The organism is Peterkaempfera bronchialis (genome assembly GCF_003258605.2).
GTDB classification, from domain to species: Bacteria; Actinomycetota; Actinomycetes; order Streptomycetales; family Streptomycetaceae; genus Peterkaempfera; species Peterkaempfera bronchialis.
This window is the reverse complement of sequence record NZ_CP031264.1, coordinates 6189502-6213264: the sequence shown is the minus strand read 5'-3', so window position 1 is coordinate 6213264 and position 23763 is coordinate 6189502. Positions and strand designations below refer to the sequence as shown.

Annotated in this window: 17 protein-coding genes and 1 pseudogene; 12 read left to right on the top strand and 6 right to left on the bottom strand. The window is 72.3% G+C overall.

The window, feature by feature from the left end; all coding sequences use genetic code 11:
* Nucleotides 1-162: 162 nt before the first annotated feature.
* Nucleotides 163-402, bottom strand: a complete 240-nt coding sequence (locus C7M71_RS26625) for a hypothetical protein (RefSeq protein WP_111489392.1) — start codon at nucleotides 400-402, stop codon at nucleotides 163-165.
* A 935-nt stretch (nucleotides 403-1337) separates the two neighbouring features.
* Here C7M71_RS26625 and C7M71_RS26615 point away from each other — a divergent pair.
* A complete protein-coding gene (locus tag C7M71_RS26615) occupies nucleotides 1338-2561 on the top strand; it encodes a helix-turn-helix domain-containing protein (RefSeq protein ID WP_111489394.1) in 1224 nt (407 codons plus the stop codon).
* A 570-nt stretch (nucleotides 2562-3131) separates the two neighbouring features.
* Here the strand turns inward: C7M71_RS26615 and C7M71_RS26605 are convergent.
* The 3 genes and pseudogenes from C7M71_RS26605 to C7M71_RS26600 form a co-directional block, all read right to left on the bottom strand.
* Nucleotides 3132-4490 carry a recombinase family protein gene (locus C7M71_RS26605; protein WP_229758926.1) on the bottom strand — a complete coding sequence of 453 codons (1359 nt, stop codon included), beginning with the start codon at nucleotides 4488-4490 and terminating at the stop codon, nucleotides 3132-3134.
* 62 nt (nucleotides 4491-4552) lie between these two features.
* Nucleotides 4553-4777 (bottom strand): annotated as a pseudogene (locus tag C7M71_RS32255) (recombinase family protein); the annotation flags it as partial.
* Nucleotides 4778-5130: 353 nt separating this feature from the next.
* Nucleotides 5131-6570, bottom strand: a complete 1440-nt coding sequence (locus C7M71_RS26600; RefSeq protein WP_175607749.1) for a helix-turn-helix transcriptional regulator — start codon at nucleotides 6568-6570, stop codon at nucleotides 5131-5133.
* 640 nt (nucleotides 6571-7210) lie between these two features.
* Here C7M71_RS26600 and C7M71_RS26595 point away from each other — a divergent pair.
* The 3 genes from C7M71_RS26595 to C7M71_RS26585 all read left to right on the top strand — a co-directional run bounded on the left by C7M71_RS26595 (nucleotide 7211) and on the right by C7M71_RS26585 (nucleotide 11772).
* Nucleotides 7211-8167: a hypothetical protein gene (locus C7M71_RS26595; RefSeq protein ID WP_111491625.1), complete on the top strand. Its 957-nt coding sequence runs from the start codon at nucleotides 7211-7213 to the stop codon at nucleotides 8165-8167.
* Nucleotides 8168-8243: 76 nt separating this feature from the next.
* Complete coding sequence (locus tag C7M71_RS26590) at nucleotides 8244-9782, top strand: APC family permease (RefSeq protein ID WP_111491624.1); 1539 nt, start codon at nucleotides 8244-8246, stop codon at nucleotides 9780-9782.
* 31 nt (nucleotides 9783-9813) lie between these two features.
* Nucleotides 9814-11772, top strand: coding sequence for a primary-amine oxidase (locus C7M71_RS26585; RefSeq protein ID WP_111491623.1), 1959 nt, complete (start codon nucleotides 9814-9816; stop codon nucleotides 11770-11772).
* A 65-nt stretch (nucleotides 11773-11837) separates the two neighbouring features.
* On the opposite strand, the gene C7M71_RS26580 is transcribed toward C7M71_RS26585, so the two are convergent.
* Nucleotides 11838-12344: a GNAT family N-acetyltransferase gene (locus C7M71_RS26580; RefSeq protein WP_111491628.1), complete on the bottom strand. Its 507-nt coding sequence runs from the start codon at nucleotides 12342-12344 to the stop codon at nucleotides 11838-11840.
* Between the two features lie 80 nt (nucleotides 12345-12424).
* Here C7M71_RS26580 and C7M71_RS26575 point away from each other — a divergent pair, with 80 nt between their 5' ends.
* Nucleotides 12425-12883 (top strand): MarR family winged helix-turn-helix transcriptional regulator, encoded by a 459-nt coding sequence (locus C7M71_RS26575; RefSeq protein WP_111491622.1) that lies wholly within the window; start codon nucleotides 12425-12427, stop codon nucleotides 12881-12883.
* Between the two features lie 88 nt (nucleotides 12884-12971).
* A complete protein-coding gene (locus C7M71_RS26570; RefSeq protein WP_111491621.1) occupies nucleotides 12972-13448 on the top strand; it encodes a PPOX class F420-dependent oxidoreductase in 477 nt (158 codons plus the stop codon).
* A gap of 16 nt (nucleotides 13449-13464) precedes the next feature.
* Here the strand turns inward: C7M71_RS26570 and C7M71_RS26565 are convergent, their stop codons facing one another.
* Nucleotides 13465-14010 carry a hypothetical protein gene (locus C7M71_RS26565; RefSeq protein WP_114914595.1) on the bottom strand — a complete coding sequence of 182 codons (546 nt, stop codon included), beginning with the start codon at nucleotides 14008-14010 and terminating at the stop codon, nucleotides 13465-13467.
* A gap of 209 nt (nucleotides 14011-14219) precedes the next feature.
* Here C7M71_RS26565 and C7M71_RS26560 point away from each other — a divergent pair, with 209 nt between their 5' ends.
* The 6 genes from C7M71_RS26560 (at nucleotide 14220) to C7M71_RS26535 (ending at nucleotide 23697) form a co-directional block, all read left to right on the top strand.
* Nucleotides 14220-16715 (top strand): SpoIIE family protein phosphatase, encoded by a 2496-nt coding sequence (locus C7M71_RS26560; RefSeq protein WP_114914594.1) that lies wholly within the window; start codon nucleotides 14220-14222, stop codon nucleotides 16713-16715.
* A gap of 233 nt (nucleotides 16716-16948) precedes the next feature.
* Entirely contained in the window at nucleotides 16949-17917 is a 969-nt protein-coding gene (locus C7M71_RS26555; RefSeq protein WP_111490747.1) for an ATP-binding cassette domain-containing protein, read from the top strand.
* Nucleotides 17914-18771, top strand: a complete 858-nt coding sequence (locus C7M71_RS26550; RefSeq protein WP_229758925.1) for an ABC transporter permease — start codon at nucleotides 17914-17916, stop codon at nucleotides 18769-18771. The genes C7M71_RS26555 and C7M71_RS26550 overlap by 4 nt, the downstream gene beginning before the upstream one ends.
* Nucleotides 18772-18948: 177 nt before the next feature.
* Complete coding sequence (locus C7M71_RS26545) at nucleotides 18949-21321, top strand: GH92 family glycosyl hydrolase (protein WP_114914593.1); 2373 nt, start codon at nucleotides 18949-18951, stop codon at nucleotides 21319-21321.
* 696 nt (nucleotides 21322-22017) lie between these two features.
* A complete protein-coding gene (locus C7M71_RS26540) occupies nucleotides 22018-23061 on the top strand; it encodes a glycoside hydrolase family 11 protein (protein ID WP_111492520.1) in 1044 nt (347 codons plus the stop codon).
* A gap of 177 nt (nucleotides 23062-23238) precedes the next feature.
* Nucleotides 23239-23697, top strand: coding sequence for an SsgA family sporulation/cell division regulator (locus C7M71_RS26535; protein ID WP_111492519.1), 459 nt, complete (start codon nucleotides 23239-23241; stop codon nucleotides 23695-23697).
* Nucleotides 23698-23763 lie beyond the last annotated feature (66 nt).

The window sequence follows — 23763 nt, the reverse complement described above, 5'->3', positions numbered from 1 at the left end:
GTGCCCCGTCCCGGGCGGAATGGACCTCAACCAAAGCCCGGGACGGGAACCTAGGGCCCGCTCCGGGCACGGGGGTTGGTGTGCGCCCGGAGCGGGAGTTGGGCCCCGTCCTGGCGGGTGATTCCCTTTCCGTCCGCCAGGACGGGAGTTCACGGAGCGCGGCTAGGCACTCTTGGCGTAACGGGTCTTGCGGATCGGGGTCGGCCCGCCGGGGCGCGTCCACCCGAGGGGGAACAGCACCGGCTCACCGGGGAACAGCGCGGCCCACTCGGCGGTGAGGATGCCGCCCCACTGGCCGCAGGTCTTACACCGCCAGACCGGTCCGCCGGGGCCGCTCTGTACGGCACCGGGCCCCGCGTCCCGCTCGATCTCGTGGCCGGGGCCCTCGGGGCACTCGTTCATGTGCCGATCTCCAAAGCTGAGTTTGGTCTGTGCCCAGCCCCGGTCGTCCTGGCCGTCCAAGTCCCGTCACCGGTGCAGGAGTTGTGCTTCCCGGCATCTCGCAGGTCCGCCGGGGTCAAGGGGTCGTCCTGGTTCACGCCGAGGGACCGAACCAGGACGACCGGCGCGCGCTGCCCCGGACGCGCACTTTCCCGCCGTGGGGGACCAGCGGGACACCCGGAGCACCAGGGGTGTCGAAGCGCTCCGGGAGATCAAGCGGCAAGCGAGTGGGGCCGACGAGCGGCCAACACTCGGTGCCACGGCGCGAGTTGGAGCGAACGGCGGTGCCGCTTGGCGTACCGGCCGTAGTGCCAGCGGCACACCGTGATGGACGTTCGCCGACCGACCGCCGGTATCACGGTCACGTCGCGCTCTACCCCGCACGGGAAGCACCAACCAGCCGTCCACGGCAGGCCGTTCGGGACCTCGGGAAGCATCCCGGTTTCCAGGATCACCTACCCGCCCGCCTTTGCCCTGCCTCGCGGCACAGTGCCGACCCCTGCCGAAGCGCCGAACGGACGCGCGCCCTCGCCCGTCTTCGGCGTCGGAACCACGTCTCCCAGTCTCCGCCGTACACGATGCCGAGCATGGCGACCGCCAGGGCGAAGAACAGCCACACGCTACGGCGGCCGGACTGCGGGTCGAGCCTGCCGAGGGTGAACACCAGGACGGCCGGTCCGAGCCCGACCACCACCGCCAGGGCGCCCGTCACGATGCTTGGGCGTTTCACTACTGTCCCTCCGATCAGCGCCGGACTGTGTGATTCACCAGTACAGGGCTGCCGTTCGCACTTCGACAGAGCAGGGATGACGCATCCGCGTGGCATCCAAGTCTCATAGTCTCTGCATCGTGTGCTCTGACCTGCTAGAACGGGTAGTCAGAGACCGGGAGGCGGCATGGCAGAGCGGCGTAGGGCCCTTGTTGAAAGGCGAAAGGCCCTTGGATTCACTCAAGAGTCCTTGGCTCAGGATCTGGGTGTGGATCGCTCTACTGTGGCGAGATGGGAAAGTGGAAAGGTAGACCCCCAGGATTGGCAGCGCCCGACCCTGGCCAAGGTCTTGCGCGTCACACTGATTGAGCTTGACTCTCTCCTGTACACCGCAGTAGCTCCGACGCCCACACGGGACGAAAGTGGCCCCGTCATTGCGCCGGAATATGATGATGAGATCGAAGCGTTGGATCTCGCGCGTAGGGTCTCTGCCAGCGACGTAGGTAAGGAAACGCTTGAACGCCTTGAGCTGACTTTTCATGACTTGGCAATCAAATATCCGACCGTAGCCCCCCAAGAGCTTCTGGGGCAGGTGCGGAAATATGCACTTTATGTAGCCAAGCTCATGGATGCAAAGAAGACTCTCGCCGAGCACCGACAGCTACTCGTGATAGGCGGCTGGTTCTCTCTTCTTGGTGCAACTCTGCACATTGATCTCAATCAGCAAGACGCAGCGACGGCGAGGCTGCGAACGGCGATGACTCTGGCACAGCATGCCGAGAATTCAGAAATTCAGGCTTGGTGCTTTGAAACAGACGCTTGGCGGGTTCTCACTGATGGCGACTACTCCAAGGCGGCAGAACTTAGCTCGACTGCTCAACAATTGGCACCGGCCGGAAGCTCGGTTGAAATCCAGTCCCTTGCACAGCAGGGGCGAGCATTTGCACGCCTAGGGCAATCGACCGAGACCTACGCTGTAATAGATCGAGTGCAAGCGCTTTCCGCTGCAATGGGCACTCCAGATCGACCAGAGCACCATTTCCAATACGATCCAGCCAAGTCACTCGCCTATGCGGCAACCACGCTTGCGTGGCTCGGCGATCCGGCAGCCGAAGCGTATGCGCGAGAAGTTATTTCGCGGCTCTCGCCCTCGGAGGACGTCAGCAAATGGCCTCGCCGGGCGGCATCTGCCCATATTGACCTGGCGCTCTCTTTGGTAGCCACTAATCGATTGGATGAAGCATGTGATTCGGCACAGCGCGCCATGCTATCTGGCCGAGTGGCACCCTCTAACCATTGGCGCGCCCTCGAAGTTGTCAAGGCAGTGGAAATGCGAAAGATTTCCGACGCGCGGGACCTCAGAGAGGTCTATGAAGGAATGCGCCTACAGATAGCACCGTCAAGCGATTAGCAAAGCAAACACAAAAAGGCCCCGCCCTGGCTCCCGCTGAGGGAAACAGGACGGGGCCTTTGCAATTCCGATTTGTGCCGCGATGGCGGCAGCGCCGTTCTTCCCCACCGCTTCCCGTACGCGGACGTGCCCGGCGTCTCGCGCAGTGCCGTCGCCTCCCGCTCGTGAGCGGCACAGCGGCCACCACGGGCCGTCAGCTCGGGACACCCGGGCACGGAGCACGGGGGGGCGGGGTCTACGGGGCATGGGGGCACTTCCTGGCGTTGAAACGGGCTCCTACTAGTAGTGGGGAGCAGACCTTGCCTGGACTCTCCTGCGGCACCCACGGTGAGGCTGTTCCGGAATGAGTGGGGAGCGGGCCTTGCCGGACCTTCGCAGCGCCTGCGGTCGGTGCCTCTACCAGTTATGGGGGGCAAGCGTCGCCGGTGGTGCCACCACCCCACCACCACGGCTGTAGGCCCCGGGGCCGAGCCGACGGGCCGAGGCCATAGACGCCCGTCTGCGGGCGGCAGAGAGCCCCGGCCGACCAACGGGGGGCCGACCAGGGCTGTACGGGGCTCTATGGGACCGTTACGCGGCTGCGGGCACCAACTCGGGAACAGTGGCGGTATCCCATGCGGAAAGCTCCTCGGCGGCCTCATCGAGTTCGCCGTTCATGGTGAATTCCACCCGCCGTGCGTCGAGCGTGCGCCACCCGCCACGGGTGCCCCGGCGGACGTTCAGACGGACTCCGGCGTCAACGAGCATGCCGCGCCGCTTCGCGGTGTCGGCCGCTTCCCAGTCGTCGGCGAAGGTGCGTCCGGTCGCCGTGGTGATGCGTTGCGGCTCGGTCTTCTCGCGGGACTCCAGCTCGGCAATCCGGCTGTCCAGCCCGTCATGCCGCTTCTGCCACTCCTGCGCGGCGTGCTTGGACTTCTGCTGTCCCTGGATTTTCAGGTGTGCGGTGAACTCGGCCACGGTGGCGTTCAACTCGGGCTCGGGGTCGTAGCCGAGCACCACCACGGTTGTCCTGGTCTGGATTCCACCGACCAGGCGCAGGAACTCGGCTATCACGTACTCGTCCGCCCAGTCTCCCCGGATGTTCGCGGGCGCTTCGCACTTGTCGCCCCGGGCATGGTAATTGCACTTGTAGACAGGCGCCTGATTCTTCTTGCTCTCCTGCCTGTTCAAGTACATGCGCCCGCCGCACGAGTCGCAGTGGATGACCCGCAGCAACAGCGCTTCGGTGTCGGACCGCTCCCCGTTGTTGATGCTGCGCTCGTCCAGAACGGCGCCGATCTGGTCGAACTCCTCGCGGGTGAGAATCGGCGTCTCGGTGCACATGACCGGGTTGCCCTGGTCGTCGCGCACGGGCACGCCCTTGTGCAGCTTCCAACCGATCAGCGTCTCACTGCGCAGAAGCCGCGTGATCACGGCGGGAGTCCACTGGAACGTCTCCCGCACGACGTGCTGTCCCTTGGCCCCGCCGGTCTTGCCGCCCCGCTCGCGGCCCATCTTGTCGGCCCAGTAGTCACGCGGGCTGAGCACGCCATCGGCGTTGAGCCCCGCAGCGATGGCGGACACCGTGGCACCCTCCAGCAGCTCACGGACGATGCGCTCGATGACCGCCACGGCGTCCGGATCAGGCACCAGCGTCCAGCCCTTGCCGCCGAACTCCTCGGGCATCGGGGCAGGCATGTAGCCGTACGGCGGACGACCCCCGCCGCGCCAGCGAAGCGGCATCCTGCGCATGGCGGCCTGCGCACCGCTCACGCGGTCACTGATGGACTGCGACTCGAACTGTGCGGCGAAAGCCAGCATGAACAGTCGGAGTTCTGCCATGGGGTCCATGGGGTTGCGGAAGTCGAACACCTGCCGTCCCCCGCCCAGACCCTCGGCGAAGATGAGTACCTTGCGGTGCTCGCGCGCCCAGTTGGCGAGGGCGTACATGTGCCCATGGACCGGATGGCACGGTCGAACCGCCAGAACACAAGCGCGTCGTACGCCTGCGGGTTGCTGAGCCAGCGGAGAAGTTGCGGGCGCTCCCACGGGGACGTCTTGGACGCGCTGACGTCAAGGTCCACCGCTTCGCGCAGCGCGTCACCCGCGCCGAAGGTGACCCGCAGCTCTCCGGCTACGTGGTCGCAGGCTTCCCGCTGACGCTCGGGGCTGGTCGTCTCGTCCGTCAGGACGGACAGTCGGATGCACCGGACGCCCCGAAGGGTCTCGGTGAACACCGTTCCGGACAGTGGGTTGCGTGCATCTTCTCATACCCCACATGGGGAGCAAGGCTCGCCCGCTGTCCGCTTCCGAGCCCCTGACCAGCACAGATGCCGCTGCCATCTCTCACACTCCAGAACATCCAGTTCTGTGTGTTGGGAGACCCGGAGGGCAATGAGTTCTGCGTCAACTGAGCGGCCCGGCAGCCGAGTTGGACAGGACCGCGCCAACGGCCCCGGCCGGTGGCGGCCCGGCCGCGCCGGAGGCGGAGGCGGGCCGCTCAGCGGAACGGCCGGGGACGGCCCCGGCCGGGCGGTCGGCGGCCCGGCCGCGCCCGCACGCCAAGGCGGTGACGCCATCGCACCTCCGCTCAGCGGAACGGCTGGGGGCGGCGCCGGTCGGTGTCGAGGGGGGCCGAGGCCGGTGGGCGGGCGGTGGTGGGGAGGACCGAGAGGCGGTGGCGGAGATCGGCCAGGGCGGTGGTCACCCGGGGGGAGGTGCAGTGCGGGGCCAGCCGCTCGGCCTCCTGGGTCAGCGCGCGGGCCCGGTCGGTGTCGCCGACGAGCAGATGGGCGGTGGCGGCCCGGATCGCGTACAGCGCCCGGTCGCGGACGCAGGACGGGTCCTGGTCGGCCAGCGCACGGTCCAGCAGGGTCCGGGCGTGGTCGGGCATGCCCAGGTCGAGCAGGGCGGTGCCGGACTGGGCGGCGAGTTCGGCACCGTCGAAGTAGTAGAGCCAGGAGGGCGTCTCCTCGTCGGCCGCCGCGTCCAGCAGCTGTTCGGCGTCGGCCAGCGAGCGGCGGCAGGCGGCCTCCTCCCGTAGCAGCGCATGGGCGCGGGCCCGCCGCACCGCGAGCAGCGCCCGTACCCGGCGGGGGCCGCCGCCGGGGGTGGCACGGGCCGCCGCGTCGGCGGCGGCCAGGGCGTCGGCAGGGTGCCCGGCGAGCACCGCGTGCAGGCTGAGACCGGCCAGGATGCCGACGGTCAGCAGCGGGTCCAGCGCGGTGTGGGCGAGCCTTAATCCCGTCAGATGGTGGCGCTGCGCCGCCGTGTGGCGACCGGCGTCGGCGCAGGCCCAGCCGCCGAGCTGGGTCAGGTCGGCGGCGACCCGGTAGAGCCTGCGGCGGGTGTGCGGCCCCTGGGCGCCACGCCGCAGCAGATCGGTGGTGAGGGCCAGGTCGGCCTCGACCCGGCGGCGTACGACCTCGCCGCCGAACCGGTCGTCGAGTCGGCGCAGCACCGGGACGCCGCGTTCCAGCCAGCCGACGGCATCGTCGGCGTCGTCAGCCTCGTCGGCGCCGGCGTCGCCGTCGTCGGCCGCGTCCGAGGGCCGGCCGACGCGCGCGGCACCGGACGGCGGGTCATCGGCGGCGGCCGAGGCGGCGGCCGGAGCTGCGGCCCACTCCGTGAGCGCCCGGTCCAACTCGGGGCCGCCGGGGGCGGGGTGGCCGTGGTCCTCGTCGCCGGTCCCCTCCAGCAGGGCGGTGAGGGCGGCGATGCTGCCGCTCTGGTCCCAGGGCAGACCGGCAGCCGGCGCCGGGTCGGCGGTGAGCCAGGCGGGCCAGGGACGGGTGTCCAGGTCGGCGAACGGGACGCCGAGGGCGCGGGCCAGGGCGCGCTGGCTGTCGCGCTCGGGGATGACGCCCCAGTGCTCCCAGCGCCAGACCTTCTCACGGCGGGCGGCCATGGGTACGCCGAGCGCCAGCGCATGCTCGGCGACGAGCCGGGCGACGTCCTGGTAGCTCCAGCCCCGGGCCTGTCTGACCCGGGCCAGCGGGTGCGCCGGGGCCGGGTTGCCGCCACGGTCCATGAGCTGTCTCCTCCTCGCCGCGTCCACCGCCTTCGCGAGGACATGCCAGGAATCGATTACCAAGTCCGGTCGCCGCTCGCAGCCCGATCCGGACAACCGGTGCCGTTTTGTGTCCAAGACCGCACGGACAGCAGAAGAGCACGTTCAACAGGTGGCCAGAAAAGGCATCAGAGGTATGCCGGAGGTGCCCATGTGGTGCGGATGGGGTGTGCGGGACTCCCGGGACGGGGCGCGACCGGCATCGGGGACGGCTTCCACGGCCACGCACCCGGTGACCGCCGCTCCACCGCCCGTACGCCGCCGATTCGTGCGTAGGAAACACCGTTTCGCTCCCCGACCTGGCCTGGCGCCCCGTCCCATCCCGGCTCGAACCGCCCTCCGACCGCCCCTCCACGGGCCGAAACCGGGCATGGGACTACACCGAGACAACAAGGGTGACCTTGAAGGCGACACCTGCGGATTGCTTGGCTTGTGCGCGTGATCAGCGCCGCGGGGCCGTGGACGGCGCCCGCTGACCGACCGCCGGGCTCTCTGCCCGGGGTGGCGCACAGGTGGTATCGACACCAGAAGACTCGGAGCCGGACGTGACGCATGCCGTGGACGCCCCCTGCCCGCTGGGCAGCGACACCGCGGGCAGGCGATGACCCCCTTCGGATTCTCCCGCTCCCGCAACGACCTCCCCATGGACCCGGCGCTCGACGACAGCGCCCTCGCCGTCGCCCGCGACGACATGGCCCAGGGCCGCTGGACGACCGCCCGCGAGCTGCTCGCCGGGACCGGCCAGGACTGGGACCGCCGCTCGCACCGGCTGGCCGTGCTCGCCGAGCCGGCCACCGCCGGCTGGGCGAAGGACTGGCTGCTGGCCGAGCCCGACAGCGCCGACGCGGCCGTCCTGGACGCCTACGCCACCGTGCTGCTCGCCGGCCGTGGCAAGGCGCAGCCCGCCACGGCGCAGGCCGCCTGCCTGGCGGCGGCCCGGCAGGCCCCGGAGGACCCCACTCCCTGGGTGGCACTGCTGACGCTCGGCCGCTCCCCGGGGCTGGAGGAGGACCTGCTCTTCAGCTGCTTCGAGCAGGTCCGTGGCCTGGACCCGTGGCACCGCGACGCCCACCACCTGCTGGTGGCGCACCTGGCGGAGCAGTCGTCCGGCCCGTCGGCGGACGACCCCGGGCATCCGGTGTACGGGTTCGCCGACCAGGCGGCGGAGGACTGCCCGGCCGGGTCGCCGCTGGCGCTGCTGCCGCTGGTGGCGCATCTGGAGCGGTACCGGGTGCTGGCCGCCGGCGGTGTGCTGCCGACCGACCCGGCGCGGCTGCCGTACTGGTCCTCACCTCGCGCGCGGCGCGGCCTGGACGCGGCCTTCGCCTGGTGGCTGGAGGGCGGCCAGGGCACCCACGCCCGGCTGAAGGCCGACCTCAACCACCTGGCGTACGCCAAGGTCCTGGAGGGCCGGCTGGTCGAGGCCGCCGCCCTCTTCCACGCCATCGGCCCGCATGCGACCGAGGAGCCCTGGTGCTACGGCGGCCGCGACCCCCGCAAGGCCTTCCGGGCTGCCCGGGACCAGGCGGTCGGCCTCGCTCCCCCGCCGTCCGGCTGACCCCGGACCGAGCCGCACCACCCTCCCCCCGGCCCACTCCCCCAGGGCCCACACCCCACCGGAAGGAAGTCCCCCCATGCTGACGGACAGCGAACCCGATCCACGGCCGGTATCGGCGCCCAAGCCGGCCGCGATCAGAACCTACCGGGGCGAGGAGCGGGCCCTGCGGGCCGACCGGATCGGCATGCCCGGCCTGCTGCTCTCCGTCCTGGCCGCCAGCGCGCCGATGATGGTGGTCGCCGGCGTGATGCCGACCACCTACGCGGTGATGGGCATCGTGGGGCAGCCGCTGCTCTACGTCATCCTGGGCGTGGTGCTGGCGCTCTTCAGCGTGGGCTACGCGGAGATGAGCCGCCATGTCCACAATGCGGGCGCCTTCTACGCCTACATCTCGCGCGGCCTGGGCGGCACCGCCGGGACGGGCGCGGCCTTTGTGGCCCTCCTCGCCTATGCCTCGCTCCAGGTGGGCATCTACGGCATCTTCGGCTTCCAGGTCTCCTCGCTGATCCAGACCTTCTTCCACACCGAGGTCGTCTGGTGGGTGCCGTCGCTGGCCGCGGTGGCGCTGGTGGCGGTGCTCGGTGCGCTGAAGATCGACCTCAACGCCCGGGTGCTGGGCGTGCTGCTGATGCTGGAGTGCCTGTCGGTGTTCGTCGTGGACATCGCGTTCGTCTCCGACCCCGGGCCGGAGGGGGTCACCTTCCACGCCCTGAACCCGACGACGCTGACCGGCGCCGGCCTGGGCACGGCGCTCTGCTTTGTGATCGCCGGGTTCACCGGGTTCGAGCAGGCGCCGGTGTACGCGGAGGAGACCAGCCGTCCGCATGTGGTGGTCAGCCGGGTGATGTTCTCCGCGATCGGCTTCACCGCGGTCTTCTTCGCCCTCAGCTCCTGGGCGATGGGCGTGGCCACCGGTCCGTCCAAGATCGTGGGGGCCTCGCAGGAGGCCAGCGCCGGGCTGATCTTCGGGCTCAGCGCCGACCGGCTGGGCAACGGCTTCTCCGATGTGCTGGGCGTGTTCTTCGCCACCGGGATCTTCGCCTCGATGCTGAGCTTCCACAATGTGGTCGCCCGCTATGCGTTCGCGATGGGCCGCGAGGGCCTGCTGCCCGCCGGGGTGGGACGGGCCTCCAGGACCAGCGGCGCCCCGGCGCTGGGCTCGCTGCTCCAGACCGTGATCGCGCTCTGCGTGGTGGTGGCCTTCGCCGCCACCGGCAAGGACCCGGTGGACAACCTCTTCATCTGGATGGGCAATGTCGGGGCGCTCGGGGTGCTGCTGCTGATGGCGGCCTCCTCGCTGGCGGTGGTGGTCTTCTTCGTCCGGCGCGGTGCCATCGCCGCCCAGGGATGGCGGCTGGCCGCCGCTTCGGTGGCCGGGATCGCGCTGACGGTGATCATGGTGTACGCGGTCGTCGACTTCGACATGCTGCTCGGCTCGGACCCGAACTCCTCGCTGCGCTGGGTGCTTCCGGGCCTGGTGGCCGTGGCGGCGGTGGCCGGTACGGCCTACGGAGTGGTGCTGCGGATCCGCAAGCCCGAGACGCATGCCCGGATCGGGCTGGGCCACGAGGCGTTCCAGCTGGAGGTCGCCGCCCAGCGGCAGGGCGCCGAATAGCCCCGGTTTCGTACGAGAACAGGTGAGATGCATGGACTGCCACGACACCACGGCCCACGGCACGGCAGCCGAGTCGGCCGCCCATCCGCTGGACGACCTGACGGCGGCGGAGATCACCGCCGTGCGCCGCATCCTGGAGGAGGCCGGGCGGGTCGCCGAGACCACCCGGTTCCCGCTGGTGCTGCTGGACGAGCCGGACCGGGCGGAGGTGGCCGCGTACCGCTCCGGCGACCCGGTGCGGCGGCGGGTGCGGGCCACCCTGCTGGACACGGCGACCGGTGCGGCGGGCGAGGCGCTGGTGGATGTCACCGCCGGGGCCGTGGTGGCGTGGCGGGACCTGAGGACCGATCAGGCCCCTTATGGGCAGCCGCCGCTGCTCTTCGAGGACTACGAGATCTGCGACCGGGTGGTGAAGGCCGACCCGGGCTGGCGCAAGGCCATGGCCGACCGGGGCATCACCGACCTGGACCTGGTGGTGGCGGCGCCGCTGGCGGCGGGCAGCTTCGACATCCCCGGGGAGGCGGGGCGGCGGATGCTGCGCTCGCTGACCTTCCTCCGCTGCGACGAGGGCGACAACCCCTTCGCGCACCCGGTGGCCGGGCTGCTGGCCGATGTGGACCTGATCGAGCAGCGGGTGGTCCGGCTGCTGGACACCGGCGTGGTGCCGGTGCCCGCCGAGTGCGGCCGGTACGAGGCGGAGTTCACCGGGCCGCCGCGCACCGATCTGCGGCCGCTGGAGATCACCCAGCCGGAGGGCCCCTCCTTCACCCTGGAGGGCACCCTGCTGCGCTGGCAGAACTGGTCCCTGCGGGTGGGCTTCAACGCCCGTGAGGGCCTGGTGCTGCACCAGGTCTCGCACCGCGACGGTGACCGCGACCGCCCGGTGCTGCACCGGGCGTCGCTGGCCGAGATGGCCGTGCCGTACGCGGAGCCCAGCCCGACCCGCAACTGGGTCTGCTACCTGGACGCCGGCGAGTACCTGCTGGGGCGGAACGCCAACGCGCTGCGGCTGGGCTGCGACTGCCTGGGCGAGATCCGCTACCTGGACGCGGTGCTGACCGACGACCACGGCCGCCCGTACACCGCGCCCAACGCCATCTGCATCCATGAGGAGGACGTCGGCCTGCTCTGGAAGCACACCAACATCTTCGACGACATGGCGGTGCAGAGCCGGCGCTCCCGGCGGCTGGTGGTCTCCTACATCGCCACCCTGGGCAACTACGACTACGGCTTCTACTGGTACCTCTACCAGGACGGCACCATCGCCTTCGAGGCGAAGTCCACCGGCCTGGTGCAGACCTCGGGGATCGAGCCGGGCGCGGGCTCCCCGTACGGCACCGAGATCGCCCCCGGGCTGCTGGCCCCGTACCACCAGCATCTCTTCTGCGCCCGGCTGGACATGGCGGTGGACGGCCAGCACAACACCGTGGAGGAGGTGGACGTGGTGCCGATCCCCATCGGGCCGGAGAACCCGCACGGCAACGCCTTCACCGCCCGCGCCACGGTGCTCGCCGACACCTCCCAGGCGGGGCGGCTCGCCGACCCGTCGGTGGGGCGCCGCTGGCGGATCTCCAACCCCGGCTCGCGCAACCGCATGGGCGAGCCGGTCTCCTACACCCTGGTACCGCAGCCCGGCCCGGTGCTGCTCTCCCAGCCCGGCTCGTCGGTGGCCCGCCGGGTCGCCTTCGGCACCCGCCACCTGTGGGTGACGCCGTACCGCCCGGAGCGCCGCTACCCGGACGGGGACTACCCCAACCAGCACCAGGGCGGCGCCGGCATACCCGAGTGGCTGGCCGAGGAGGAGCCGCTGGAGGACACCGCGCTGACCCTCTGGCATGTCTTCGGCCCCACCCACCTGCCCCGGCTGGAGGACTGGCCGGTGATGCCGGTCGACCTGGCCGGCTTCACCCTGCGTCCGACCGGCTTCTTCGACCGCAACCCGGCGCTGGACCTGCCGGCCACCGCCCCGGGCGGGCACTGCCACAGCTGAGGCCACGACCGACCCGCTGTCGAGGGCCCCGCGCCGCCACCGTGCAGGTGGGCGGCACGGGGCCCTCAGCAGCGGGTCAGCTCATAGGTGTGGAGCCCGTCCGCATCGGCGAGGCGGGTGAACCCGGCGCGGTCCATCACCCGCTGGGAGGGCTGGTTGGCGGGTGCCGTGGTGGTGGTGACGCGGTGGACCCCGGGCTGCCGCAGCGCCCAGCCGGACAGCGCCCGCAGGGCCTCGGTGGCGTAGCCGAGGCCGCGGGCGCCGGGGGCGAGGGCGAAGCCGATCTCGGTGCCCCCGTCGGCGGGCGGTCCATGGAAGCCGATGCCGCCCACCGAGACGCCGTCCGGTCGGCGGGCGATCCGGTACAGGGCCCAGCGCGGGGTGTGGCAGCCGGCTTCGGCGGCGAGCGTCAGCAGCCCTGCGGCCTCCCGGGTGCCCTCCCCGGGTACGCCGCCGAGCCACTCCCGGCCGGCGGTGCGGCCCACCGCCAGTTCGGCGGCCTCGGCGGGGAGGACCTCATGGAGCACCAGCCGGGCGGTGGTGAGGGCGTGCGGGGCGGGCTGCGGATGCATGGCGGCCATTATGCCCGCCCCGGAGAATATCCTTGAGCACTCAATAGTTGTGGCATACTTGAGCCCTCAAGGAGGTAGTGATGAGTGAGTACCTGGACGCCTGCCTGCGGCTCGCCCGGGCGCAGGCCCTGCTGGTCAAGCGGTTCGACCACCAGCTCGGCGGGCTGCACGGCCTGAGCTTCGCGGACTTCCTGCTGCTCCAGCAGCTCGGCAGCGCCCCCGGCGGCCGGCTGCGGCGGGTGGACCTCGCCACCGCCCTGGGGCTGACCGCCTCGGGCGTCACCCGGTCGCTCGGCCCGCTGGAGCGGATCGGCCTGGTCGAGCGTGAGCCCGACCCGCGCGACGCCCGGGTGGCGTACGCCTCGCTGACCGACGCCGGGCGGGAACGGCTGCGCCACGCCGAGAAGGCCGCCGGACAGCTGGCCGCCGCCGTCTTCACCGGGGAGGAGTGGGCGGCGGGCGAGGTGTCCGCGCTGGCCGGATACCTGACCCGACTGGGCGGCACCGGACTGCCCCGGCAGCCCGAGCCCACCGCCTGACACTCCGTCAAGCCCCGTCACACCCCGCCGAGCCCCGCCGGACCCTCCGGCGGGGCACGGTCGGCCCGATGCCGGTAGCGTGCTCGCCATGGCACCCCGATTCGCTACCGCGCACCGCCCCGACCTCGCCGAACTCGTGGACTTCCTGCGGCCCCGCCACCGGGCGCTGCTGATCACCACCCGCGCCGACGGCCGCCCGCAGACCTCCCCCGTGGCCTGCGGGGTGGACGAGGAAGGCCGGGTCGTGGTCTCCACCTACCCCGAGCGGGTCAAGTCCCGCAATGCCCGCCGCGACCCCCGGGTGTCGCTCTGCGTCCTCTCCGACGACTGGGACGGCCCCTATGTCCAGGTGGACGGCCGGGCCGAGGTGCTGGACCTGCCGGAGGCTCTGGAGCCGCTGGTCGACTACTACCGCTGCATCGCGGGTGAGCACCCGGACTGGGACGAGTACCGGGAGGCCATGCGCCGCCAGGGCAAGTGCCTGATCCGGGTCACCCCGGAGCGCTGGGGCCCGATCGCCACCGGCGGCTTCCCGCCGCCGCCCGAGCATGCCGGGCAGGTCTGACCGCCCGCCGCACCCCTCACGCCGGGTGGCCCTGGTGCGCGGTGGACCCCTCCACCACGCCCCCCAGCCGGAACTGCAAGCGCACCAGCAGCGCCGGATCGCCGCCCACCGCCCAGCGCGGGCCCACCAGGTACTGGCCGTAGCTCTCCGCCTCGGTCGTCCACTGCCGCCGCCCCGCCTCACTGGTGAAGGTGACCAGGACGACCCGCCCGGCGGGCGCGGTGCAGACCCCCTGCCGGAAGTCGGCGTTGCTGGTGGCCAGGCGCAGGGTGCAGCCGGAGAGCGACGCCAGCCGCGCCAGGTCGGCCGGGGCGGGCGACCGGGACGGCGCCGGGGCCGCCAGCGCGACCTCGGCGGTGCCCGGCGGCCGTGCCCCACCGGTGAAGGCCACCGCCGCCAGCGCGGCGGCGAGCGTCGAGGCGGCCAGCAGCCCGACCTGGAACCGGCGCGGCCCGCCCCGCAGCCCGGGCGCCCGGCCGGGCGCCCAGTCGGGCGCCCGGCCGAGGTCCGGGGCAGGGGCACGGTCGGGTTCGGGCTGGGGGGTCGCCCGGCTGACGGTCATGACGGCTCTCCTTGGGTGCGCGGCCCTGGCAGAGCGACTACGCGCCCCGCGCGCCCCCGGTTCACCCCCGCCGCCCCCGCCGATCCATGCCGATCCATGTCCCGCGCCGCCCGCCCCGCATACGATGCCGGAAACGGGCCCGGCAACCGGGTCCGGCAGAACCCGTGCATCCGGCTGCGCAGGCCGCACGGAGACGGTGTAATGACCAGATGGCCGTCGAGGAGACCAAGAGACGCGGGACGAGGACGCTCCGTGCGGATCTCGCCCTCAGGCTGATCGAAGCCGGTCCGGACTCCGCGATCCCGCTGCGGGCCCTCATCGAGCAGGTGCTGGTGTCGACCGGCGCGACCCTGGCCACGGTGTACGCGACCCGCGAGCGCGCCGACGAACTGACCCTGGTCGAGGAGGCCGGAGTCCCACGCGCGCTCTACGGGCTGCGCCGCACCTACCCCGTACCCGGCCGCTCCCCGCTCTCCGCCGCCCATGCCTCCGGCCGACCGCTCTGGCTGGCGTCCGAGGACGCGGTCGGCGACCTCCATGAGCCGATGCTGTCCGACGACGGGGTGTCGCTGGCCGTGCTGCCGCTGGACGGCGACGGGCGGAGCCGGGGCTGCCTGCTGGTGGTGGACGAGTGCCCGGAGGGCTTCGACGCCGAGTACCGCCAGGTGCTGAACCTCTTCGCCGACCGGATCGCCGCCCATCGCACCCTCCCCGCGCCTGGCCGGACGGCCCGTGGCAACGGCGTCGGCAACTTCTCGCTGACCCTCACCACCGGGCACCTGGAGGTCGACGCGCGGGTGCTGGAGCTCTTCGGCCTGGCTGCCGCCGAGTTCGACGGGCAGGTGGAGACGCTGCTGGCGCTCGCCGTGCCGGAGGACCTGCCCGCCCTGATGTCCACCCTGGACCCGGGCCGCCGCGCGGTCGGCCGCGACCTGGAGTTCCGGATCCGCCGCCGGACCGGCGAACTGGCCTGGCTGCGGATGCGCAGCGAGGTCTCCCTCGGCACCGAGGGCTGCCCCACCCGGCTGCTGGGCACCGTCGCCGACGCCTCCCATCTGCGGCCCGGCGTGGACGACACCGCCCGGGTGCAGCGGCTGGCCGCCACGCTGGCGACCGCCGTCACCGTCCAGGACGTCGGCCGGGCCGTCGTCTCCGCGATCCGGCACCCGCTGGGCGCCGCCCGGGTGGCGCTGGCCGAGCTGGAGGCGGAACGGCTGGTGGTCACCATGCTCGACCCGCCGGAGCCGGACGCCTGGCCGGACCTGTGGCGCTCGGAGTGGCGCTCCGAGTGGCCCGACGCCCCGGTCCGCGCCATGCCCACCCTGGAGGCCGCACTCCGCGAGGGCCGCGCCTCGGTCTGGCCGGCCGGCGCCCCGCTGGAACCGGCGCTCGCCGGCGTGGGGCCCGGCGGCCTGGCCCTGCTGCCGCTGCCGTCGGCCGGCCGGGTGGTCGGCGCCTGCCTGGTGGGTTGGGCGGAGCCGCACGAGGTCAGCGCCGACGAGCGGACCCTGCTCACCGCCACCGCCACACTGGCCGGCCAGGCCCTGGACCGGGCCCGGACGCTGGACGCCGAGCATGAGCTGGTCGCCACCCTGCAACGGAGCCTGCTGCCGCGCCGGCTGCCGGAGCTGCCCGGCGGCACCGCCGTCGCCCGCTACCTCCCGGCGGCGGCCGGGCTTGAGGTGGGCGGCGACTGGTACGACGTGATCCCGCTGACCGACGGCCGGGTGGCGCTGGTGATCGGCGACGTCCAGGGGCACAACGCCGGGGCGGCGACCCTGATGGGCCAGATGCGGACGGCGATCCGCGCCTATGCGGTGGAGGGGCACCCGGCGGACGTGGTGGTCTCGCACGCCAACCGACTGCTGGTCGGCATGGGCACCGACCTCTTCGCCACCTGCTGCTATGTCGTGGTCGACATGGAGGAGGGCGCCGCCTGGTGCGCGCGGGCCGGGCACATCCCGCCGGTGCTGCGCCTGCCCGACGGCACCACCGAGGTGGTGGTCGCGGAGGGCGGCCCGCCGCTGGGCGTGGACGGTGACGCCTACTACCCGGTCACCCCGCTGGCTTTGACCCCCGGCACGGTGCTGGTGCTCACCACGGACGGCCTGGTGGAGTCCCGCACCCTCACCCTGGACGACGGGCTGGCCCGGCTCTGCGAGGTGCTCGGCCGTACCGAACCGGGCGATGTGGAGCTGGTCGCCGACGCCCTGCTGGGCGGCACCAAGCGGCGCGACGACGATGTCGCGGTGCTGCTGCTGCGCTACGACGGGATGGGGTCGCTGCCGGTGCGCTCCGGCTGGACGGTGTGGCGGCTGCCCGAGGCCGTCTCCCATGCGCGCCGCTTTGTCGCCCGCACCCTGGCCTCCTGGGGGCTCGCCGAGGAGCGGGACACCGCCCTGCTGGTCGTCTCCGAGCTGGTCACCAACGCCCTGGTGCACACCCAGGGTCCGGTACGGCTGGACCTCACCCATGTCGCCGACCGGCTGCGGATCGCGGTGACGGATGCCTCGCCCCGCTCCCCGTTCAAGCCGACCGGCATCGGCTGGGAGGCCACCGGCGGCCGGGGCATCCTGCTGGTCGAGGCGGTCTCCGCCGCCTTCGGCTCGCTGCCGATGGGCGGCGGCAAGCAGGTCTGGAGCGAACTCGCGGTACGGGCGCGCGATCCGCAGCCGGGCGCCGGAGTGACGCGGCGTCAGCCGTAGCGCACCCGGGCGTGCGCCGGAGCCGCCCGGCGCCCGGCCCCACGGCCGGGGACCCGAACGGCCCAACGGGGCGATGGTTCCCCGCCGCGCCGTCGGACCCCGGGGCCCGCCCGCCCGTCGTCCACCCCGGCCCCCACCCCGCCCCTGCGGCGGCCGTGCGGTAGCCGTGCGGCGGCTGCGGGCCCGGCCTAGCGTGGGACCGTCATCTCCGTACGCCGCTCCGAGGGACCGCCATGATCGAAGCCGTCGGCCTGACCAAGCGCTACGGCCCCAGCACCGCCGTCGAGGACCTCTCCTTCACCGTCCGCCCCGGCGTGGTCACCGGATTCCTCGGCCCCAACGGCGCCGGGAAGTCCACCACGATGCGGATGATCCTCGGCCTGGACGCCCCCAGCGCGGGGGCGGTCACCGTGAACGGCCGCCGCTACGCCGACCATCCGGCGCCGCTGCGCGAGGTCGGCGCGATGCTGGAGGCCCGCGCGGCCCACGGCGGGCGCAGCGCCTTCCACCACCTGTCCGCGCTGGCCGCGACCCACGGCATCCCCCGGGCCCGGGTCGAGGAGGTGGTCGACCTGGTCGGTCTGCGCGCGGTCGCACACCGCCGGGTCGGCGGCTTCTCTCTGGGCATGGGCCAGCGGCTGGGCATCGCCAACGCGCTGCTGGGCGACCCGGCCACGCTGGTGCTGGACGAGCCGGTCAATGGACTCGACCCGGAGGGCGTGCTGTGGATCCGCACCCTGCTGACCTCCCTCGCGGCCGAGGGGCGCACGGTGCTGGTCTCCTCGCACCTGATGAGCGAGATGGCGCTGACCGCCGAGCGGCTGATCGTGATCGGCCGGGGGCGGCTGATCGCCGACACCTCGGTCGAGGAGTTCACCCGGGGGGCGTCCGGCCGCACGGTGCGGGTACGCACCCCGGAGGCCGCCCGGCTCGGCCGGCTGCTGGCCGAGCTGGGCGCCCGGATCTCCGGGGGCGACCGCCCCGACGTCATCGAGGTCGCCGGGGCGGACAGCGAGCGGATCGGCCGGCTGGCCGCCGACCACGGGGTGCCGCTCTGCGAGCTGACACCGCAGCAGGCGTCCCTGGAGGAGGCGTTCATGGAGCTGACCCGCGACGCCGTGGAGTACCAGTCGCCCCCGCGCCGACCCCGGCCCGAATCCCGGCCCGAATCCCGGCCCGAACCCGTCGAGGAGCCTGCATGAGCACCGCCGCCACCGCCCTGCGCTCCCCCGCCGCACCCGGTGGGGGACCCGGAGCGGGCACCGGGACGGGCACCGGTCCGGTGACCCTGGCCCGCGTGGTCCGCTCCGAGTGGATCAAGTTCGGCTCGCTGCGCTCCAGTTGGGCCACCCTGCTGGCGGCGGTGGCCGCGATCGTCGGCTTCGGCGCGCTGGTCTGCTGGGTGACCGTCAACCGCTGGGACCGGCTGCCGGTGGAGGAGCGGCTTCGCTTCAGCCCCGCCGAGCAGAGCCTCAAGGGGTTCTTCCTGGCCCAGCTGGCGGTCGGGGTGCTCGGCGTCCTGGTGGTCACCGGCGAGTACGCGACCGGTCTGATCCGCACCACCCTGGCGGCCGTGCCCCGGCGGCTGCCGGTGCTCTGGGCCAAGGCCGCGGTCTTCGGCGCCGCCACCCTGGTCCTCACCGGCGCCGCCTGCCCGGTGGCCTTTCTGCTCGGGCAGCGGCTGCTGGCCGGCCGGGGCCTGGAGACCGCGCTGTCCGCCCCCGGGGTCGTCCGGGTGGTGCTGGGCACCGCCCTCTACCTCACCGTGGTCGGGCTGCTGGCCGTCGGCGTCGGCGCTCTGATCCGCAGTACCGCCGGGTCCATCGCCGCCGTCCTCGGGCTGCTGCTGGTGGTCCCGGGCCTGGCCGAGGTGCTGCCGGGCTCCTGGCGCGACCACATCCTCCCGTACCTGCCCAGCGTGGCGGGCCAGTCGCTGACCACCCTCCTTCCCGTGCCGCCGCTGCTCGCTCCGTGGACCGGCTTCGCCGTGCTCTGCGGGTACGCGGCGGCGGCGCTGGCCGCCGGCGCCGTACTGCTGCGGAGACGCGACGCCTGATCCGGCGGGTCGGGCGATGGGCCGTCCGGGTGAGCCGCGTGGCGGCCCCGGAGCGTGCCGGGCCGGTGGGCCCGCAGCACCCCTACGGTGCTGGCGAGGCGTGCCAGCAGCGCCTCCGTTCCGGTGGCCGCCTCGCCCGTCGACGGGACGGCCGTCGCGTCAGGGGAGGGACCACCCATGTCCGCTGCACCGCTCGCCGCCGCCCGGAAGCGGCGCCTGCCGTCGCTTCCCTCGCTGCCGTCGCTGCCGCTGCTGCTGCCCGGCGCGGGGCGGGCCTTCGGCGCCGGTGCCGCTGCCCTGGCGCTGCTGGCCGCGGCGCCCGCGCCCGCGTACGGCCCGGCCGGACCGCGCGGGCCGCACCTGGTGGCCGATCCGGCGTCGCTGGTCGACCCCCTGATCGGCACGGGCGGGGTGGTGCACACCTTCCCCGGCCCGGTGGTCCCGTTCGGCATGATGCAGCTGGGGCCCGACACCACGCCGGACCGCCCCTACGGCGGCGGGTACGCCTACCGGGCGAAGCGGCTCTCCGGCTTCAGCCTGACCCATCTGAGCGGGCCGGGCTGCGCCGCCGCCGGGGACGTTCCGCTGCTTCCGGTGGCAGGGGCGATGCCGACCTCCCCGGGCAAGGCGTCGGTGGGCTTCTCGCACGGCCGGGAGAGTGTACGGGCGGGCTTCTACGGGGTCACGGACGACAGCGGCGTCACCACCGAGCTGGCCAGTGCGACGCGGGCCGGGATCGCCCGGTTCACCTTCCCGGCGGGCCAGGACGCCCGGCTGCTGCTGAAGCTGCGCGGCGGCGCCACCCAGGTGGACGGGACGCGGGTCCGGTTCGTCTCCGACCACGAGATCACCGGGTCGGTGGAGAGCGGCCACTTCTGCCGCGCGGGCAACACCTACACCCTGCACTTCGCCATCGTCTTCGACCGGCCGCTGGTCGGCGGCGGCACCTGGCGCGGCTCCACCAGGACCGCCCTGTCCCGACCGGTGAGCCCCGAGCTGTCCGGCCGGGACGGGGCATATGCGCTCTTCGACACCGCCGCCGGGCGCACCGTCACCGCCCGGATCGGCATCTCGTACACCAGCCAGGAGGGGGCCCGGCGCAATCTGGACCGGGAGGTGGCGGCCAAGGACGTCGACGCGCTGGAGGACGACGCCCACACCGCGTGGAACCGGCTGCTCGGCCGGATCGCGGTGGCCGGCGGCACCCGTGAGGAGCAGGTGCAGTTCTACACCGCGCTCTACCACGCGCTGCTGCACCCCAATGTCTTCAGCGACGTCGACGGCCGCTACGCGGGCATGGACAAGCGGGTGCACACGGTGCCACGCGGCCACGCCCAGTACGCCAACTTCTCCGGCTGGGACACCTACCGCACCCAGGCCGAGCTGATGGCGCTGGTGGACCCGGCGGTGGCGAGCGACATGGTGACCGCCATGCTGCGCGACTACGACGAGGGCGGCTCGCTGCCCAAGTGGGCGCAGAACAACGGCGAGAGCTGGGTCATGGTCGGCGACCCGGCGGACGGCATCATCGCGGGGGCGCACGCCTTTGGAGCGCGCTCCTTCGATACCCGGCGGGCGCTGGAGGTGATGGTCCGCGAGGCCGTCGGACCCAACCACGCGCGGCCCGGCCAGGCGGTCCGCGACCGGCTGGGCTATCTGCCGGTGGACGGCCGCAACTGGAGCTGCTGCCACTTCTACGGCACGGTCTCCACGCAGTTGGAGTACGACAACGCGGACTATGCCATCGCCGCCTTCGCCAGGAGCCTCGGCGACCGGGCCACCTACACCCGGTTCGCGAGCCGGGCGCAGGACTGGCAGAACCTCTTCAACACGGCCAGCGGCTACCTCCAGCCCCGGCTCGCGGCGGGCGGCTTCGCGCCGGGCTTCACCCCGGGCGCCACCCGGGGCTTTGTGGAGGGCACCTCCGCCCAGTACACGCCGATGGTGGCGTTCAACCTGCGGCGGCTGATCGAGGGCCGAGGCGGCGCCCGGGCCTGGAGCCGCTATCTGGACGGCCTGCTGGAGGACATCCGCACCCCCGCGCCCACCCTGGCCGACCTCAACAACGAGCCCAGCATCGGCATCCCGTGGCAGTACGACTGGACCGGCGAGCCATGGAAGACCCAGCGGGCCGTGCGCGAGGTGCAGCAGACGCTCTGGTCCGACTCTCCGGAGGGGCAGTTCGGCAACGACGACCTGGGCGCGATGTCCTCCTGGTACGTCTGGTCGATGCTCGGCCTCTACCCCGCCGTGCCCGGGTCCGACCTGCTGGTGCTGGGCAGCCCGGCCTTCCCGCTGGCGATCGTCTCCACGCCGGGCGCCAGGCCGTTCACCGTGCGCGGGCGCGGGGCGACGGCGGACGCGCCGTACATCCAGTCCCTCACCCTGGGCGGCCGGACGCACACCGCGCCCTGGCTGCGCTACCGCGAACTGCCCGGGCGGACACTGGACTTCACCCTGGGCACCGTCCCCGCCAAGTCATGGGGCGCCGGGCCCACGTCGGCGCCGCCGTCGGACGCCACCGGCCAACTGCCCTGGCCCAGGAGCTGATTGGGACTCAACCCTGACCCCGCTCTCCATTCGAAAGTTTCGCCGAGTTTACGAACGATTCCAGCGGACCGTAGGGGCGCACTGATGCTGCGTCAAGATGTTTGGCAGCAACGGCAGAAGACCTCGAAATTTTTCGATCTACCCTGCACGTGAACAGTGATGAGTTTCGGTGAACTTTCGGAAACTCAGTCATTGACTGCCCCTTTGAGCCGGGCGCATACTCTCCAGCGATCGAAACCTCCCTGTAACGCAGGCGACTCCCTACGGACTCACCGGAGAGCAGAGGTCGCAATGATCGTCAAAGCCCGCGCGCACCCCCCGCCTCCCCCACCCTCGGCAGGCCTGCCGGCCGGCTGAGGCCACCCCGACCGTCGACAGTCCCTGAACCTCCGGGGCTGTTGACAACTTGACGGAGTCAGACCAACCTTTCGCCATCGACAGACCTCAACCACTGTCGATCCGGGTGCTGTCGCTATCGACAGGCCTGAGCCAGCGTCGATCCGGGTGACCCGCTGCGACCTGGTCCTCCGGTTGTCGATCACACGACGACCGGCCCCCCACGCCGCCCGCGTTGCATGACGCTGATGCGCGGTCATCCCCACCCTGGCCACCACCCGGCCGGCCATCGGCATTCCCACCGGGCCGCATCAGGCTGCCCGGCGCCGCCACCCGCCCTTCACCAGGAGGAAGCACCCCATGAACAACGCCCGCATCCACCCGAAGCGCCGCACACGCGGCCGCGTCAGGCTGCTCGTCGGCAGCCTCATCTCCGTGGTCATGGTCGTGGCCGCGATGGCTCTGCCCGGCACCGCCAGCGCCATCTCCTCGAACCAGACCGGTACCAACAATGGCTACTACTACTCGTTCTGGACCGATGGCGGCGGGTCCGTCAACATGGACCTGGGCGCGGGTGGCAACTACAGCACCACCTGGAGCAATGTCGGCAACTTCGTCGCCGGCAAGGGCTGGAGCACCGGCGGACGCAAGAGCGTGAACTACTCGGGCAGCTTCAACCCGTCCGGCAACGCGTACCTGGCTCTCTACGGCTGGACCACCAACCCGCTCGTCGAGTACTACGTCGTCGACAACTGGGGCACCTACCGGCCCACGGGTACCTTCAAGGGCACCGTCACCACTGACGGCGGCACCTACGACATCTACCAGACGACGCGGACCAACGCCCCGTCGATCGAGGGCACCAAGACGTTCAACCAGTACTGGAGCGTCCGGCAGTCGAAGAAGACCGGCGGCACCATCACCACCGGCAACCACTTTGACGCCTGGTCCAAGTACGGCATGAACCTGGGCAGCTTCAACTACATGATCCTCGCCACCGAGGGCTACCAGAGCAGCGGCAACTCCAACATCACGGTGAGCGACGGCGGCAACGGCGGCGGCACCACCACCGGCGGCACCACCGGCGGCTCCACGACCGGCGGCTCCACCAACGGTGGCACCACCGGCGGCGGTGGCGGCGGCTGCACCGCGACGCTCTCCGCCGGCCAGCAGTGGAGCGACCGCTACAACCTCAACGTCTCGGTCAGCGGCTCCAACAACTGGACCGTCACCATGAACGTCCCCTCCCCCGAGAAGATCATCGCGTCCTGGAACATCAACGCCACCTACCCCAGCAGCCAGGTACTCACCGCCAAGCCCAACGGCAGCGGCAACAACTGGGGCGTCACCATCCAGACCAACGGCACCTGGACCTGGCCCACAGTCTCCTGCAGCGCCAGCTGATCACCGCACACCCGATACACCGCACCTGTGGCGCGGCGGCCCTCGGCCGCCGCGCCATGCTGCTGCCGACCCTTCATTGCCGTCATCCCTCACGCGTCGTACGAACATGTGTAAGACCTCCGTACCTGTGCGCTCTCCATCGGAGACAGTCCCCCGCACAGCAAGGAGCACCGCACCATGCGCGACCCGATGGACTTCGACCTGACCGTGCTGCTGACCGCCCCCGAGGGCGGCGCCCGGACCACCGCCCGCTTCGCCCTCCGGGCGGACGCCCCGCACCTGGTCACCGTGTCGCTCGGCGACCCGCACCCCGCCCTGTGGTCGCTTCCCCGCAGGCTGCTCGGCGAGGGGCTGTTCCGTCCCTGCCGGCAGGGCGGCACCCGGATCAGGCCGATCGGGCTGGACACCCGGCGCGGCATCCGGATCACCCTGCCCTCCGACATCGGCGATGTGCTGCTGGAGGCCCCGGCCGCGCCGCTCGGTGCCTGGCTGGAGCGGGCGCTGCGGCACTCCCCGCTCCCGTCCACCCGGCGCCCCCGGGAGCGGCCCGCCCCGGACTGGGACCAACTGCTCTACCCCGTGCCGCTGCCGTGGCAGCAGGGCGGCACGGGCCACGCCGGCCGTCCCCTGGCCTGAGTGACCGTCAATGTGCGTACCACGTATCCAATGTGCCACGGCACCCCTAGCCTGGGCGGAAGCCGG